Origin of the sequence: Anaerocolumna sp. AGMB13025, from assembly GCF_029689925.1 — a bacterium.
GTDB lineage: Bacteria > Bacillota > Clostridia > Lachnospirales > Lachnospiraceae > Anaerocolumna.
Genome location: NZ_CP121445.1, coordinates 5799355 through 5815850 on the forward strand (window position 1 = coordinate 5799355; position 16496 = coordinate 5815850).

At 37.9% G+C, this 16496-nt stretch carries 19 protein-coding genes; 7 read left to right on the forward strand and 12 right to left on the reverse strand.

What is annotated here, in order from left to right:
* The first annotated feature begins 115 nt into the window (after positions 1-115).
* Positions 116-478: a winged helix-turn-helix transcriptional regulator gene (locus QA584_RS24075; RefSeq protein ID WP_278271646.1), complete on the forward strand. Its 363-nt coding sequence runs from the start codon at positions 116-118 to the stop codon at positions 476-478.
* An 80-nt stretch (positions 479-558) separates the two neighbouring features.
* Positions 559-1317: a flagellin gene (locus QA584_RS24080; RefSeq protein ID WP_278271647.1), complete on the forward strand. Its 759-nt coding sequence runs from the start codon at positions 559-561 to the stop codon at positions 1315-1317.
* 389 nt (positions 1318-1706) lie between these two features.
* Here QA584_RS24080 and QA584_RS24085 read toward each other — a convergent pair whose 3' ends face one another.
* From QA584_RS24085 to QA584_RS24095, 3 genes are all read right to left on the reverse strand, one after another.
* Positions 1707-2399 carry a DUF975 family protein gene (locus QA584_RS24085; RefSeq protein ID WP_278271648.1) on the reverse strand — a complete coding sequence of 231 codons (693 nt, stop codon included), beginning with the start codon at positions 2397-2399 and terminating at the stop codon, positions 1707-1709.
* Positions 2400-2770: 371 nt separating this feature from the next.
* Positions 2771-3703 carry a 2-oxo acid dehydrogenase subunit E2 gene (locus tag QA584_RS24090; protein ID WP_278271649.1) on the reverse strand — a complete coding sequence of 311 codons (933 nt, stop codon included), beginning with the start codon at positions 3701-3703 and terminating at the stop codon, positions 2771-2773.
* Between the two features lie 179 nt (positions 3704-3882).
* Complete coding sequence (locus tag QA584_RS24095) at positions 3883-4137, reverse strand: hypothetical protein (RefSeq protein ID WP_278271650.1); 255 nt, start codon at positions 4135-4137, stop codon at positions 3883-3885.
* Positions 4138-4555: 418 nt separating this feature from the next.
* Between QA584_RS24095 and QA584_RS24100 the strand changes: the two genes are divergently transcribed.
* On the forward strand, positions 4556-4999 hold the full coding sequence (locus QA584_RS24100) for a MarR family winged helix-turn-helix transcriptional regulator (RefSeq protein ID WP_278271651.1): 444 nt from the start codon (positions 4556-4558) through the stop codon (positions 4997-4999).
* A gap of 188 nt (positions 5000-5187) precedes the next feature.
* Entirely contained in the window at positions 5188-6666 is a 1479-nt protein-coding gene (locus QA584_RS24105) for a DHA2 family efflux MFS transporter permease subunit (protein ID WP_278271652.1), read from the forward strand.
* Between the two features lie 176 nt (positions 6667-6842).
* Here the strand turns inward: QA584_RS24105 and QA584_RS24110 are convergent, their stop codons facing one another.
* The 9 genes from QA584_RS24110 to QA584_RS24150 form a co-directional block, all read right to left on the reverse strand.
* Positions 6843-7595, reverse strand: coding sequence for an alpha/beta fold hydrolase (locus tag QA584_RS24110; protein WP_278271653.1), 753 nt, complete (start codon positions 7593-7595; stop codon positions 6843-6845).
* A gap of 5 nt (positions 7596-7600) precedes the next feature.
* Complete coding sequence (locus QA584_RS24115) at positions 7601-8029, reverse strand: pyridoxamine 5'-phosphate oxidase family protein (RefSeq protein WP_278271654.1); 429 nt, start codon at positions 8027-8029, stop codon at positions 7601-7603.
* 11 nt (positions 8030-8040) lie between these two features.
* On the reverse strand, positions 8041-8466 hold the full coding sequence (locus QA584_RS24120; protein ID WP_278271655.1) for a MarR family transcriptional regulator: 426 nt from the start codon (positions 8464-8466) through the stop codon (positions 8041-8043).
* 106 nt (positions 8467-8572) lie between these two features.
* On the reverse strand, positions 8573-9070 hold the full coding sequence (queF, locus tag QA584_RS24125; protein ID WP_278271656.1) for a preQ(1) synthase: 498 nt from the start codon (positions 9068-9070) through the stop codon (positions 8573-8575).
* 58 nt (positions 9071-9128) lie between these two features.
* On the reverse strand, positions 9129-9656 hold the full coding sequence (locus QA584_RS24130) for a QueT transporter family protein (protein WP_278271657.1): 528 nt from the start codon (positions 9654-9656) through the stop codon (positions 9129-9131).
* Positions 9637-10350 carry a 7-cyano-7-deazaguanine synthase QueC gene (gene queC / locus QA584_RS24135; RefSeq protein WP_278271658.1) on the reverse strand — a complete coding sequence of 238 codons (714 nt, stop codon included), beginning with the start codon at positions 10348-10350 and terminating at the stop codon, positions 9637-9639. Before queC ends, QA584_RS24130 begins: the two co-directional genes overlap by 20 nt.
* A gap of 274 nt (positions 10351-10624) precedes the next feature.
* On the reverse strand, positions 10625-10948 hold the full coding sequence (locus QA584_RS24140) for a hypothetical protein (protein WP_278271659.1): 324 nt from the start codon (positions 10946-10948) through the stop codon (positions 10625-10627).
* Positions 10949-11104: 156 nt separating this feature from the next.
* Positions 11105-11890: a YoaK family protein gene (locus QA584_RS24145; protein ID WP_278271660.1), complete on the reverse strand. Its 786-nt coding sequence runs from the start codon at positions 11888-11890 to the stop codon at positions 11105-11107.
* 64 nt (positions 11891-11954) lie between these two features.
* Positions 11955-12776, reverse strand: coding sequence for an AraC family transcriptional regulator (locus QA584_RS24150; RefSeq protein ID WP_278271661.1), 822 nt, complete (start codon positions 12774-12776; stop codon positions 11955-11957).
* Between the two features lie 174 nt (positions 12777-12950).
* Here QA584_RS24150 and QA584_RS24155 point away from each other — a divergent pair, with 174 nt between their 5' ends.
* The 3 genes from QA584_RS24155 (at position 12951) to QA584_RS24165 (ending at position 16238) form a co-directional block, all read left to right on the forward strand.
* Positions 12951-13826: a sugar phosphate isomerase/epimerase family protein gene (locus tag QA584_RS24155; RefSeq protein ID WP_278271662.1), complete on the forward strand. Its 876-nt coding sequence runs from the start codon at positions 12951-12953 to the stop codon at positions 13824-13826.
* Between the two features lie 12 nt (positions 13827-13838).
* Positions 13839-14897, forward strand: coding sequence for a Gfo/Idh/MocA family protein (locus QA584_RS24160; RefSeq protein ID WP_278271663.1), 1059 nt, complete (start codon positions 13839-13841; stop codon positions 14895-14897).
* Between the two features lie 486 nt (positions 14898-15383).
* Entirely contained in the window at positions 15384-16238 is an 855-nt protein-coding gene (locus QA584_RS24165; RefSeq protein WP_278275231.1) for a sugar phosphate isomerase/epimerase family protein, read from the forward strand.
* Positions 16239-16496 lie beyond the last annotated feature (258 nt).

Genomic DNA, 16496 nt, shown 5'->3' on the forward strand with positions numbered 1-16496 from the left:
CTATTCTTTCGCATTTTTCTATGATATTATAATAATACTGAACTGATTGATTAACAAGTAGGCACTTTTTTGTCATCTGGTGACAAAATTGTCAGTATAAAAAGGAGAGCCAAATATGGATCAAGTTGTTAACCTGCATGAAGAATGCTTTATGAAAGATAAATGTAATACTTACGATATCTGTCCCATGGTGTTGATACAGGACATTATGTCAGGTAAATGGAAAATATTGGTTTTATGGTATTTGAACTACAAAACCCTGCGTTTTAGCGATATTCAGAGAAAACTGCCCCAGGTCTCCCAAAAGGTACTTTCCCGCCAGTTAAAGAGTCTGGAGGAAGATAATTTAATTCACCGGGAGGTTTATCCGGTCGTACCGCCAAAAGTGGAATACAGCTTAACGGAACTAGGACAAAGAATCATTCCGATCTTAGAGATGATGCATAAATTCGGAGCTGAAATCCTGGAGGAAAATTAAATTTCTAATAGAATCTGCATTTTTTACCGAAATAATACATGTAACTTTATTTCTGCAGCTTAAGGAAAGGAGGTGTTGGTATGAGTATTTCCCCAATTGGTTCTCATGGTGTTGGTTATGATAACTACGCCAGCGGTTACCGGATTAAAACTGCCGCAGATAATCCAGCGGGACTTTCGATTGTAGAAAAACTAAAATCCCAGTCAAATGGTTATGACGTCGGTACAGACAATGCTGCTGCCGGACAGGATGTATTAAAAGTCTCCGACGGCGCTTTAGACAAGATTACAAATTCCCTGCAACGAATACGTGAACTAAGTGTTCAGGCTTCCAATTCAGCAATTTACAGCAGCGATGATATGGAGGCTATGCAGGAGGAAGTAGAGCAGCTGAAAAAGGATATCCAGGCAACCGCAAAAGGTACTGAGTTTAATACGAAAAAATTGTTGGATGGCAGTATGGCAGATCTGAATCTTGCCACTAATCCACAGGGTAACGGTATGACAATTCGTATGGCAGATTCTACCTTAGAAACTCTTGGAATCGACGATTATGATTTAACCGGTAATTTCGATATTTCTAAAATTGATGATGCAATAAAGAAAGTATCCGATTCCCGCAGCAGTAACGGAGCCGAATACAATGCCTTGTCCCATGTACTTAATTACAACACAAATACCAGCATAAACCTGACCTCAAGTATCAGCAATATGGCAGACCTTGATTATGGTAAACATATTGCAGAGCTTAAGAAGGAACAGGTTATGCAGCAGTACCAGTTCTTTATGCAAAAAGGCATTGTAGACAATGCGATAATCAAACAAAGGCTGTTGCTGTAACCAAGATGCTGTTGCAAATCCAAAGATTAAATTACCCAGGAGAGAAGGGACTGTTGCAAATCAAAGACTAAAATACCTGGGAGAGAGGCTGTTGCAAAATTGTAAGGTTTTTGAACTTGGGCTTAGAATGGGGATAATGTTTTTTAGAAATTTAGTGTAAGGATTGCGCGAATGGGCGGCTGCATTCTCTTTCTTGCAGCCATTCGCGCATACTTTACACTAAATTTCTAAAAAACATTATCCCCATTCTCTCCCAAGTAATTTACTCTTTGAATTTTGCAACAGCCTCTATGCCCAGGGTTGGTATCCTATATTTTGCAACAGCCCCTTCTAAGCCCTGGTTCTATAACCTACATTTTGCAACAGCACCTTAGTTTATTTACCATAAGTTAAATTAATTCCGTCCTTAAAGCCTTTCCGGAGATATCATCATAAAAAGCCGCATAGGCTGCATTGATATACGGATTCAGCCACAAATATCCAATTCCAAAGGTCAGGGCACTAAGGATTGCCCACCCGATAAAACTAAATGCCAGGCAAAAGAGCCGCCACTTATTTCCGTCCATCATTTCTTTGGAACGCTCAATTGCTTCACTGACACCCATGGAGGGGTTTTCCGTAAGTATATAGGGTGCCATGGAATAACTAAGGGCGGCAATAATTCCCGGGATTATTAATAGCAAAGACCATAATAAGGTATATAAGGTTGTTAAAACTCTAAGTCCAAATGCTTTCCAGAAAATATCAGTTCTACTGAATAAATCATTGAACTGAGGATTTGTGTTATGAATCAAGTTGAGATTAAAGGTACAATAACCCAGTTGAATTGTTCCGCCAATAATCAGATAGATCAACACAAACAAACCGATCATGACCAAGACCCATAGAACAAATAATGACGCATTGATGCCATAATAGGCATCCGCGAAATTCTTAACCTGATTATTCCTGTTACCTGAAGTATTGCCATAGATACTGTTTGCACCTAAAAGTACTGCAACAAAACCGGTTAATACCGCAAGAATCCATCTTCCTCTTAGGGCTTCTCTCGCTAATCTGCGAAAATCCTGTGCATATAACATATGATACCTCACTTAAGATATTATTTATTATTTTGTCATACTATTACTATATTATGCTGCTAATTCTTCATGATGTCTCATATTTCTATATTGCCATACCTGTAAATGATGTTAAAACTATAATAACACTATGTTATTCCTTTATCATTAAATATCCCTTAAAAATGACTTATTGCTGAATTAAATTTGATATCAATAACCCTGATTTCTATCATACTACTCTGCTGCACTTAACATTGCCATATAAAACTTAACAGAAACAGTTCTTCTTTTATTTATCTTGATCTTATTTGCTTTATTTGCTTAAATAGCGCCAGCAAAGATTATTTACTTTAAAGCTGCTCCAGTTTTCTTACTGTTTTAATTACAGTTTACCATGTATGGATAACACCGGGATTATTAAACAATTCATCCAGTCTTTTTATAAATGGTATGACTGCATAAAAATCAACTGCCCGGTGGTCAAAAGCCAGGCACAAGGGAAGTGTTTTTCTGATACCGATTTCCTTCTTTCCGACATTAGATATATACACACCCGGTTTTTCCTGTACGGAACCGATTCCAACTGCAAAAACCTGGGGCGGTATGACCTCTAGTAACGTGAAAAAGCCCTTTTGCTCCTTGTATAAAGAACCAATATTAGAAACAGTGACTGTTCCGTTTAAAATGTCTTGTTCCGTAAGACGATCTTTGTCCGGTATCCTGTAGTAATGTTTTTTTCTTTTACCACTTAGCCCTTTAAACTGGTTACTGCTGGTTAGTGATGCTATCGTTCTTCCTATTACCTTTTTTATATTTAACTGCCTTAATTCATTAACTGTATCCGCAATTACCGTTTTATACAGCATTTCATCTATATTGGTCTTTTTTATTTTTTCTGATAGTTTTGATATATATTCTGAAATTTCATATACGGACATCTTACCTGTATTATAAATAACCGGAGTTATCATTCTTCCATCCGGCAAAAGCCAGGGCATCGAAATATTTATACTTTCCATTATATGAAGAATGCCTTCTGTTCTTCTTTGGTTATATTCAATATGAGCATTCAGATTTGGTGCTTTTGACAGCCCTTCGGCAATCACCTTCAGCATAATCGTATTAAAGGATATTTTACGACCGGTATTTTCCCCGTCCCTCGCCAGTTTTATATACTCCTCATAAAAATCCGTTATGTCCGGTTCATAAACATAGGATACATGGGGAACACTTCTCCAGGATTCCAGCGTCTTATGGGATACGATTCTTCGCTGAAGGTCAAATTTTAAAGATTTTCTTACTCTAATGCTGCTGTTTTTCATGAATGACTCCTTTTATTAATATGGGTGTTGTCAGATGATTATAATAATATATTCCACGATTTTATTTTTGAAATATGCCTTATGCTTTCCTATGATATTTTTAACAATAAAAAACCATCTATTTATTCAGATAGATGGTAATCATTGTCCAGCCTTTACGCAACCAAAGTTATATAAAATTAACGAATAACTATATTATGTCCCTTTCGGAGATAATCCTTATCTTTCAAAGGGAAAATCAATGCAATATTCATTCCCTTATCCGCCGTGACATGTTCACCGTATCTGCTGCGGTCAAACCAATCTAAATCAATTAGTGTGGTTTTCTGTAATACTTTACCTGTCTCATCAGTAATCAAAACCTCAGCCTTATCGTGAATTGCTCCCCATTGAATCTTTCCAGCCACGATAACAACTCCTTTACCCTTTATCATAAATACATCCTCAATCTTTAGAATAAAGAATACGTTATCCAAGGATATATAACCTAAAATAATAACACCCCCTTATTACGAATGAATTTTTTCATATATTCACTTCCTGCTGTTTCTAGCACAGATTACTATAACACTCATCTATTTTTCCATTAACATATTATAACACTTCTTCACAGCATCTATATATAACAATTTTAGTCAATTAACTTTTTAATCAAATAATTAAATTCTGGGCAAAATCATAATTTCTTTCTACTGGACAAAATCGTAATTTCTTTCTACTTGACTTACAACTACAAGAGTGATACACTCCATTTATTACGAGTTCGTAATATACTGATTCGTTATATATAACACGAACTATAAAATTGCTTAAATAAAAGCAAATGATAAGGAGAGGAGGAAAAACCATACAATGTTTGAATTAGTCGAAATGTTAAGCCAGGTAAATACCCGTATTTTCAGGATTCTTTCCCCGATTGTAAAAGAGAATAATATATCCATATCAGAATTGATTATCCTCTGGAGGCTTAATAAAAGAGGTTCCTGTAAAATTACGGACCTGGCTAAGGCAGCCGGACTGCCAGCTAGTACTTTAACGGGTGTATTTGACAGACTGGAATCGAAAGGATATCTGGAAAGGGTTCATGACAGCGTGGACCGTAGAAGTATCATAATTGAAGGTACACCAAAGTTAAAAGAAATGATTGAATCCGTTGTTCAGAACGCTGATAAGGAACTTATTATGCTGTTCGACACATTGCCACCAGGTTTTATGGAGGACTTCACGAAAAATTTATCTATTTTGCATACCCATTTATCTCAGAAGTTATCTGAGCAAAAAGTTGAGAGAAAATAAACCCGAAAGGAAAGGAACTGTCACAGCATGCTTCTTTCAACTTATATCAATATCAAAGGAATAAAAATAATTATTCTATCATGTGACAGGGACTGCTGCAGAAATCTTAAGAAATACGGCTCTGATAATAACCACTTTTAGACCAGTCTATAAATCTATTCTTGCAACAGCCCACAGACAAAAAACTTATGAACACGACAAAAAATAGTAATCATTGGGTAGTACCCGTATTAATTGCACTAATCGGAGGATTCATGTCCATTCTGGACTCCAGTATTGTAAATGTTGCAATTTCAACCATGATGCATGTATTTAACACTACAGAAGGCCAGATTCAGTGGGTCGTAACCGTTTATATGCTGGCACTTGGTGTTGTAATTCCCTTCAGCGGCTGGGCAGGGGATAAATTTGGTTATAAGAAATTATATCTGTTTGCTCTGGCCATGTTTACCTTCGGATCGATTTTATGTACCTTTAGCTGGAGCGTAAACACGCTGATTATCTCCAGAATTATTCAGGCTCTGGGCGGCGGACTTTTAATGCCGGCAATGATGACCATGGTTAAAAAAATAGTACCGGAAGGAAGTTTTGGTACAGCCATGGGTATCGTAGGTGTGGCACTTTTGATTGCACCTGCATTGGGACCGACCATCGGCGGATATTTAGTAGAATATGTAGGCTGGAAATGGATATTTACCATTAACATTCCGATTGGAATCATCGGTTTCCTTCTTGCCTTCTTTTTCCTGCCTAAATTTGAGACTATAAAAGTAGAGAAGCTTGATATCGGCGGAGCAGTTACCGTTGCCGTTATGCTCTTTAGTCTGCTCTTAGCCTTAAGCAAAGGCGGCGATTGGGGCTGGACCTCTGGCTCAGTTATTATCTGCTTTGCCATAAGCCTTGTAACTTTAATCCTGTTTCTATTCTTTGAGCTTAAATTCAAGAATCCTTTACTGGATTTAAAAGTATTCCGGTATCGTAATTTTACCTTTGCAAACATAACTACGGTAATTACAACTGTCGGTCTATTCTCCGGTATCTTTTTTATTCCGTTGTTTTTACAAAACATAAAGGGTCTGGGCGCTCTGGATACGGGTCTTATTATGCTGCCGGGTGCTTTGGCTTCCGGTCTGTTAATGCCGATTGTGGGAAAATTATATGACCGTACCGGTCCGAAACCCCTGGCTATTTTCGGTATTATCAGTCTTGCTTTAACCACGTTTCTTCTCCATGATATTGAGGTTGATACCAGTAACCGAACTATTATGTATTGGATGATATTAAGAGGTATCAGTATGTCCTTTGCAGCGGTATCCGCTCAGGCAGCCTCCCTGGATTCTGTTAATAAACTTGAAGTCGGCAGCGCCACCGCCATCTCCAATATTATCTCAAGAGTTTCCGGTTCCTTTGGTATTGCCATACTTACTACCATTTTGACCAGCCGTACCAAACACCATGCACAAGTAATCGGAGCACAGCTTATGGCTTCCGGCGCCGATGTTACAAAACAGGCACTTCAGATTCAGGCAATGTCCTTTGTCAAAGGTCTTGATGATATCTTTATGACAGCTTCCATCCTAACCCTGGTAGGACTACTGCCGGCACTGTTTTTAAAGAAGGAAAGAAAGACAGAGAACGAAGAAATAAAACAACCTGACGTAGCATGACACCAAAACAGGGAATGGTTACCCGCCACTCCCTGTTACTTTATCCCTGCTTTGAATATGATCTACTGAATTTTCTGTTTCACTGTCCTATATAGGGTACTATATTAAAACTGTTCGTTGTTTGTTATTGTAATCTAAATTATGATAATAACATTATCGTGATCATTTTGACGATACTATCCTCTTATTCTTTTTAGAAAATTAAGTATCTCTGTATTTACTTCTTTCACCTGCTCCGTGGGCATATGGGGACGATGGCTTGCACCAGGTACAATATAGATTTCTGCCTGGGGACAACGTTTTTTCATATTCTGTAATTTATCGCGGGAAGCAAAGATATCCTTTTCTCCGCCGATTAATAACATCGGCATGGTTAATTTAGTCCAATCTTCCTCCGAAAGGTTAGGATATTCTCTCCAATCCTTAGCACTCTGCCTCAAATGGTGTTCCCAGTCCCCTCCATGAGCATCCCCATGAATTACTTTTATCCGTTCAATAAATTCCTGCTGATTATTTCGTATTAACGCCTCAGGCTCAAAATCGTCAGCTCCCGTAGGATCGGCAACACCACCGCAGCCGATGGTAGTTATACTTTGTATTAAATCAGGGTACTTTGCTGCCAGATGAAGAGCCACTCCGCCGCCCAGGCTGTAGCCGATTATATGTGCCTTTTCTATTCCTAGTGCTGCTAAAAAGCCTGCCATATCCTCGCTGATCTTGCTGGTATCCCAGTCCTTCTTTTCTGACTTGGTTCTTCCATGGCCTCTGAAATCTGGCAAAAGGCAACGATATGAATGAAAGAAGGGCTGTATCTGTCCGCCAAAAGCTATAATTCCCCTGCTGTAACTGCTGTGCAGGAATAAAACAGGCTGTCCCACACCGATATCTTCATAAAATACGGAACAATCTCCAACCTGTTGATACGGCATATGAATCACTCTCCAATCGAATCCACGGAAAACAGGTATTTCCCCAGCCCCCAGTAATTACCTTCTTCTGCTGTAAACCGTAACATACAGTAATCCGGGTCCGTCGGACCAAGGGGATAATACATCTCATCTCCCGGTTTCCAAAAGGCTAGTTTTGTTTCGTTATCGGTGAAAACCTCCATGTGTCCGGTCAGCATCAGCCCATGAATATTTTCTGAATCTAAAAAGTAAATACATGCCTTTGGCTGTTTCAGCCATTGGCTCGTGCGGACCGCTGATACATTGGTTGAAAACCAAAAGGTTTTAAGCCCTTCGTGTTTTGCCTTAAACATGGACTTTGCATTGGGAAACCCATTCTCCGCTATGGAACATACGATAATATCACGGTTTTGATCCACCAGCTTTAACATATCTTTTTTCACTTGTTCTTCCATAATAACGCCTCCTATTTATCTAAATTATTTATAATACTCCTTAGTTTGTGTTCAAACTCTTCTATTTCTCCTGCCGTAAAGCCTTCATAAAAAAGGGTATTCATCTGCTCCGATACCTGATCATACCTATCCCGGTATCCCTTTGCCTTCTTTGTAATGCATATAAATATCTGTCTTCTATTTTTCTTGTCGGGTATTCTCTCTACCAAACCACTCTCCTCCATACGATCTAACATACTGGTTAAGGTAGTTTTGGCAAGGGAGGTAAGCTTTCCGATATCTGTAATAGAAAGCTTTTCATGTTCCCACAATACATATAAGATTCTGCCCTGAGCACCGTTAAAGGCTTCAATTCCACTGTCTTTCAGCATCTTTTCAAAAGCTCTCCCCTGAAGTTTATGTATCTGGGATATTAAGAAACCGCCATGTGTTTTCATTTCCTTCACCTCTTTATATAGTATAGTACTATATAGTACTATTGTCAAGTGTTTCTTTACATGAATGATTGGAATATAGAAAGTATAAAAGTCCTTACATAATTGTTTAACGGTTATCCACTTTTTCCGGATATAAATCATGATTTATCAACCGGTTAAAGGCTACTTGTTCCCATTTTGTGTTTGGTTTTCCATAATTGCAGTAGGGATCTATGGAGATTCCGCCTCTTGGGGTGAATTTGCCCCACACTTCGATGTATTTTGGTTCCATTAATTTGATTAAGTCCTTCATAATTATATTCACACAATCCTCATGAAAATCTCCATGATTCCTGAAACTGAACAGATATAATTTGAGAGATTTACTTTCCACCATAATCTGATCCGGTACATAAGATATGTACATTGCCCCAAAATCCGGCTGTCCCGTCATAGGACAAAGGCTGGTAAACTCAGGGCAGTTAAATTTAACAAAATAATCATTCCCCTGGTGTTTATTCATAAAGCTTTCCAGCATTTCCGGTGCATAGTTATCGGGGTACTTGGTATTCTGATTTCCTAGAAAACTAACCCCTTTCAATTCTTCTTTATTTCTTCCGCTCATAATAATCTCCTCCTAACAAGAATAACACCTGTTTTGTACTTATGCGAATGCGACTGCATTAACTTTCCTTTATACCTTGTTTTAATAAAACACGGCCAAAAGCTTTCATGAGTATAACACCTGTAATTGCAGGAATAATTTGTCCAATACAAAGACTTGCTACCAATAAACCATAGGGAAGTGAGTTTATGATAGAAAGCCAGATAGGTACAATGGTACCTGGTATTACAATAATTGGAACGATACAGCTGGCTTTGGGCAATTTATATTTATGGATCAGTACAATAAGAAATGCTGTTATAACACCAACCAGACAACCGCCAAACATATCAATCGGTCCTAACCCGCCCAACATATTGGATAGAAAATTAGCAATTCCAAGGGGCAGGACCAAAAAGGGAAATAAATAGGCAAGTGCATAAAGTGAAGTTGCGATCCGAACCTGATATGGACCAAAGGCTATGGATTGGGTGAAATACATTATGACGCAGTAAAGGGCTATAACAATACCCGAGATGGTCAGCTTCTGAATATACGTATAATGTGGCGCAGAGGAGCTTTTTTTATTAGAGATTGAACTGTTCATTCATTTCATTCCTTTCTTTTTGTGCAGGATCTGTGGTATGGTTATTTTCAAAAGCCTTTTGCCTGTCTATGCAGGTACCGCATTTACCGCAAGGAGTTTTAAGACCCTCATAGCAGCTCCAGGTGAGTTCATATGGAACTGATAATTCAAGTCCTTTGGCAATGATCTGGGTTTTATTAAGGGAGATAAACGGCGCCATTAACTTAAGTTTCTGACCACTTCCCTCATAAATAGCTTTTTCCATGCCCGCTGCAAAGGCAGCACTACAATCCGGATAAGCATTTCCGGCAGCATCATCTTGATGTGCTCCATAATAGATATAATCACAGTCTTTTGAAAGAGCAACACTGGCTGCCGAGGATAAAAATAATCCATTCCGAAAGGGTACATAAGTAGAAACTGGATTCCCGTTTGTCCCTTTCAGTTGCTCTAAATAGGACTGTTTTGGAATATCCTGACTGGAGTGGGATAATAAGGAACAATTACTTAAGGCAAACACATTGGTCAAATCAAGAGTTAAGCTTTGAATTCCATAATAAGAACTGATCTTACCCGCTGCTTCAATCTCCTTTTCATGTTTCTGACCATAGAAAATAGAAAGACTAATGACATTCTCCTTACCAAAATCCCGGATTGCCATCGCCAGACAGGTAGTGCTGTCAACACCACCGCTAAATAGAACTAATGCTTTCATAAAAATCCTCTTTTCCGGCATAGTTCACGCTCCTGTTAAAAATAAGCAAAAAAAATAGGGCATAAGCCCATAAACAAACAAAGCAGTCTAACTACTAAAGTAGCCCTACTACATTTCCCTAGTTTTGTTTACCGACAGGATGGTCACGAACTGTCCTTTATAAATTATTACAGTAATACTTACTGCTTACTTAGTATAATCAATAACCTCTGCTAATGCAAGTCCAATTTCCTTAGTTTCTATAACTCAGGCACAAAAAAAAGGCCTCAGCCTATTAACAAGCCAGAGAACTTAAATTTATTCTGGGTGCAACCACCAGTTCAATATAGGTTAAAGCCTTTCTGCAAGCATCGTCTGCTTCTTCTGCAAATTCCTCATTATGCCGTATCGTCTTTTGAAGCCTTAAAACCATTTCTTTTTCTATCTCATAGATACTTTTGGTAGTAATATAATTTCTTGTATCTTCCTTGTAATCCTGACGAATCGAATAAATCACTGCCGCAACTTCATAGATTACCTTTTCATTCATACTCTTTTTAGCTATCCTGCCATACTTTCTAAGCATTTCCTTAGAAATGTCATAAATCTTATCTTCCATAATTACCTCCTGTTTGTATTACAATCCTTAAAATTCAAACCACCTAGTAAAACAACTTATTATCATTGTTACATATGATATTCTAAACCAACTCCGTAAATCTCATGTTACTTAAATGTAAAGTTTTTGGAAAATAAATTCTTCAAACTTCACATTTCACTCCTGTTCAAAAACCTGAAACAAAATAACGGGAATAACCAAAACACCCCCCGCAATCCAAACAGCCTTCACACCGATCATCGAAGTAAACATCCCCCCAATGAAAGCCCCTAACACAAATGTAAAAATAATAATGAAATACCTGGCTGCTATTTTGGCTGCTTCGCGGTCATGTTTCGTAAGTGCAGTAAATACTTCCTGGGAAGCAGAACGTAAATTACCTGTGCACATCGTTGTCGCATAAGGAGAATTCACCAGAGTACGAAAGGACTGTACCTGAACAGATGTTACAAATGAGATGATCACGATTACAATAATATCCGGCATGGAATAAGGAATAAAACCTACAATAAAAAGCACAATAACCTCAAGTATTAAAACTCCTCTTTTCCAGTCTTTTAAAAAAATCCTGTTAGATTTTGCCTTTATCATTTCCGTTACTAAAACTCCAAGAATAAAAGCAAGAATGGGAGGAATATGAAGCAATGCTTTCCCCCAGTTACCCTGAGCAGCATATACACTGACTAAAACGATATTACCGGTCTGGGCATTGGCAAATACGCCATCTCTGCCTATGTAGGTATATGCATCTAAAAATCCTCCGACTATGGCAAGAAGTACACCAAATAGCACTGACTCATGAATAGGGATTCCTCTATATGCTATCTTGCTGTTTTTATTTGTCTTTTTATTTATCCTGTTATATTTCGTGTTATGTTTACTTATCGTATTATTTTTTTTTATCATGTTATCTTTGTTTATCGTGTTATCTTTATCAATCAATTTATAAGCCTCCTTATCTGCCCTTTTATGATACTCTTGGCGGAGGCTTAAGTCAATATTTCCATTACATCCTTTTTAATGAAGACGGCAGACATCCCATATGCCTTTTATAGGTCTTTGAAAAGTAAGACAGGTTATCAAAACCGCATTCGAATGCCGCTTCTTCCACACTATATTTACCGCTTAAGAGAAGTTTCTTTGCATTAGTGCATCTTAATATATTAATATAACGCACGGTAGTATATCCTGTTATTTCTTTAAAGATACGGCAGAAATAAAATTTACTCACCCCTGCCTTATCGGCAATATCAGATATGGATATGTCCTTCTCATAATTGCCCTGGATATAACGGATTGCCTTTTTTACGATATCAATTTTATTGGTTTCCGGTTTACTTGATAGTGGAGTCTCCGATAAAATATAGTCTCGGTAGAGGCAGATTACCAGATCTGTAATGACCGATTTGATTCTGGCTTTATAAAGAGGTTTCTGTTTCATGAATTCCTCTCTGATGATTCTGAATTGATCCTTTAATAACTTATCTTTTATCAGTCTCTGAAATATGATCTCCTCCGTATCAATTCCGATTTCTTCACAGAAATTCCGGTCTACAATCAGGCAATAATATTTAGATTCCTCTTCCAGGGTCTGTATATAGTGGACATTATTGGAATTAATGATAATAATCTCCTCCGGATTCGCGGTTATACTGCTGGCATCCGAAAGTACGTTTATGGAGCCCTGCAGCACATAGAGGATTTCAATATTTTCATGCCAATGGGGCAGAAAATCATCCTGGCTTTTATTCCTGGTATCCAGGTGGAATATAATAGGAAAAGAAGGATCTTTATGGTTATGAGGTTCATAAAAATTATTTGGACTCATCTTCGGTCTCCATAGCAAGATAGTGTTAATTATTAGCAAGTTCATTTCTTTACTTCATGATAGTTCAATTATACAATGAGCTTAGTAAACAAACAATAAAATTATAAGTAATCCGAAACTTCTTTACTTACCTCACTTAGAGACTCATGATATTTATATGAAAGGATGGTTATCATGTACAATTTTCCCATCGGCGTCATGCTGGATAGTTTTAAGCTGGATACAAAAACCGCAATTGAAAAGGCTTCCCTGCTGGGAGCAAAAGGACTTCAGATGTATGCAACTTCCGGTGAGTATTCACCTGAGAATTTAACCGGCAGCAAAAGAAAAGAACTTTTAGAGATTGTTAAGTCTAACGGTCTGGTATTTTCCGCACTGTGTGGTGATTTGGGCCAGGGTTTTGGCAACAAGGAGAAAAACTCGGTCCTGATTGAAAAATCCAAACGTATTATGGAACTTGCCAAAGATTTGGAAACCGATATTATTACTACTCATATCGGCGTCGTACCTGCAGATAAAAATCATGAACGGTATAAAATCATGCAGGAAGCCTGCCATACCTTAAGCCGCTTTGCAGATTCCCTTGGAGGGCATTTTGCAATCGAAACCGGTCCGGAGATAGCAAGTACCCTGAAAGAATTTTTAGATGCCCTAAACTCAAAAGGTGTTGCGGTAAATTTAGACCCCGCTAATTTTGTCATGGTAACTGGTGATGACCCGGTAAAAGCAGTTTATACCTTGAAAGATTATATTGTACATACCCACGCAAAGGATGGCAGACGGTTACTGGTAAAAGATCCGGAAATTATATACGGAATAACTCCCGAAGATAGCGCAAAGTCCCAGGATGATTTTACCTCCGGAGAAGGAAACCTTCCCTTTATTGAAGTACCTCTTGGTGAAGGCGAAGTTAACTTCCCAGAGTATTTAAAAGCACTGGAGGACATTGGTTACAAAGGATTTTTGACTATAGAACGTGAAGTAGGGGCTAATCCAGAGGCAGATATTAAGAATGCGGTTATTTTCCTGAACCGTATGAAAGGGTTATAGGAGGAGATAGAAATGGAAAAAATTAAAATTGGTATTATTGGTACGGGCTCCATCTCCGTAGAACATATTGAAGCATATTTAAAAAACAGCATGGTAGAATTATATGCCTTTTGTGACCTGAATGAAAATAGACTTAACACCATGGCTGAAAAATATAACATCAAACATACCTTTACTGACCTAAGTGAGATGCTAAAGCTGAAAGAAATCGATGCAGTCAGTGTATGCACCTGGAATTCGGCTCATGCTCCCTGTGCTATTGCAGCTTTAGATGCCGGAAAACATGTTTTGTGTGAAAAGCCAATGTCCGTATCGGAAGAAGCTGCCAAGGCCATGAAGGAATCTGCCGAGAGAAATGGAAAGCTCCTTATGATCGGATTTGTAAGACGTTACGGCAATGACTGTAAAATTCTAAGAGAGTTTATTGACTCTGATTATTTTGGTGACTTGTATTATGCAAAAGCTACCTATTTAAGGCGAAAAGGCAATCCCGGAGGCTGGTTTGGAGATAAATCCCGTTCGGGGGGCGGTCCTTTGATTGACTTAGGGGTTCATGTAATTGATCTGGTAAGGTTTTTAATGGGTAATCCCAAACCCGTCTCCGTATACGGTGCAACCTTTAAGAAACTAAGTGACAGAAAAAACATCAAAGGCAAAAAATTCTACCGTGCCTCCAGCGCCTCAGAAAATGATATTTGTGATGTAGAAGATCTCGCTACAGCCATGATACGGTTTGATAATGGTGCGGTTTTGTCCATTGAAGCAAGTTTTAGCTTAAATATTAAAAAGGATGAGGGTAAGATTGAGCTTTTTGGTACCAAAGGCGGCGCCAAATTAAATCCGGAATTAGAGTTATACAGCGAAATTAATGATTACCTGGCAGACGTATCCTTAGATGCAGAAACCTCTTTAAGTTTCGATGGATTATTTGCCGAAGAAATCAATCATTTTGTTTCCTGTATTCTGGACGGAACCCCTTGTATCTCTCCTGCACAGGATGGCATTGAAATCATGGCAATTTTAGATGCAATCTATAAATCCGCCGAGACAGGACATGAAGTTATCTTATAGTATTTCTTTTACTAGAGAGTTTATATTATCTTTGTTACATTAAGATAATATTTGTAATATAAAAAAACTAAATTATCTTAAAGTTTTTTATTAGAGAATTTGCAATGATATAATTACCTTAAGGTATTTTCTTAGAGATTTGCAGCGATAACTAATTACCTTAAGGTATTTTCTTAGAGAATTTGCAACCATAACTAATTATCTTAAGGTATTTTCTTAGAGAATTCGCAGCGACAATTAATTACCTTAAGGTATTTTCTTAGAGAATTCGCAGCGACAATTAATTAACCTTAAGGTATTTTCTTAGAGAATTTGCAACCATATTTAATTACCTTAAGGTATATTCTTAGAGAATTTACAGCGATAACTAATTATCCTAAGGTATTTTCTTAGAGAATTTGCAGCGATATTTAATTACCTTAAAGTATTTTCTTATTGTTTGCGAATGAATTTAAAACACATTAACAGCAGAGAGGTTACTTGAATATGAAAATATCTGTCAGTTCCTACAGCTTCAGCAAATTATTATCCTCAGGTATAATGACACAGTTGGACTGTATCAAAAAAGCAAAAGAACTTGGCTTTGATGCCATAGAATTTGTAGATATCCTAGCTCCAGAGGGTGTTTCTACGAAAGAATATGCAAAAATTTTATCACAGGAATGTAAGCGTTTGGAATTACCCATATCCAGCTTTACCTTTGGTGCCGACTTTTTAAAGGGCAGTGGCGGTAATACCCAGTTAGAAATTGAACGGGTGAAAAAGATGGTGGATATGGCTGAAATTTTAGGAGCAAAACTGGTTCGGCATGATGCCACCACCGGTGATGGCAGATCCTTTGATGCTATCTTACCGGTTATCGCAGCTGCCTGCAAAGAGGTAACAATCTATGCCGCTGCCAAAGGCATTAAAACTACCGTTGAGAATCATGGGTTTTTCTGTCAGGATAGTGAGCGGGTAGAGAAATTATATAACGCCGTAGGTCATGAGAATTTTGGATTGTTAGCAGATATGGGCAATTTTTTATGTGCGGATGAAGCCCCGGATAAAGCTTTTGGAAGAATTGCACCTTACACCTTCTATGCCCACGCGAAAGATTTTCATGTAAAATCTGCTATGCTCCCCGATCCGGGGGAAGGCTTCTTCCGGACCAGAAGCGGAAACTATCTTAGAGGTGCCATAATAGGTCATGGTGATGTGCCGGTACTTCATTGCATCAAGGCATTAAAAAATGTGAATTATAATGGATATATCGCCATTGAATTTGAAGGAATGGAAGATACCTTACAGGGCATAACCATTGGCTTTAATAACTTAAAACAATATGTGAAGGAAGCTTAAATACAATATCACGGTGTATATAGAATTGACCTGGACAACGGGAAATTCAGAAAGCTTACGGATGACAGCTATACGCCATTTGGTATTAAGGATATGAGATTCCTGGATTTTAAAGTGAAGAATTCCAGTACCTTTTATATTCTGGCTGTAAATTTTGACAGTGAATGTGCCACAGATTTTTATACCTATACGAAATAGCTACTATACTATGACTGGAGCAGAAAACACTGTCTTTTCTGCTCATAAATATAAAAACTC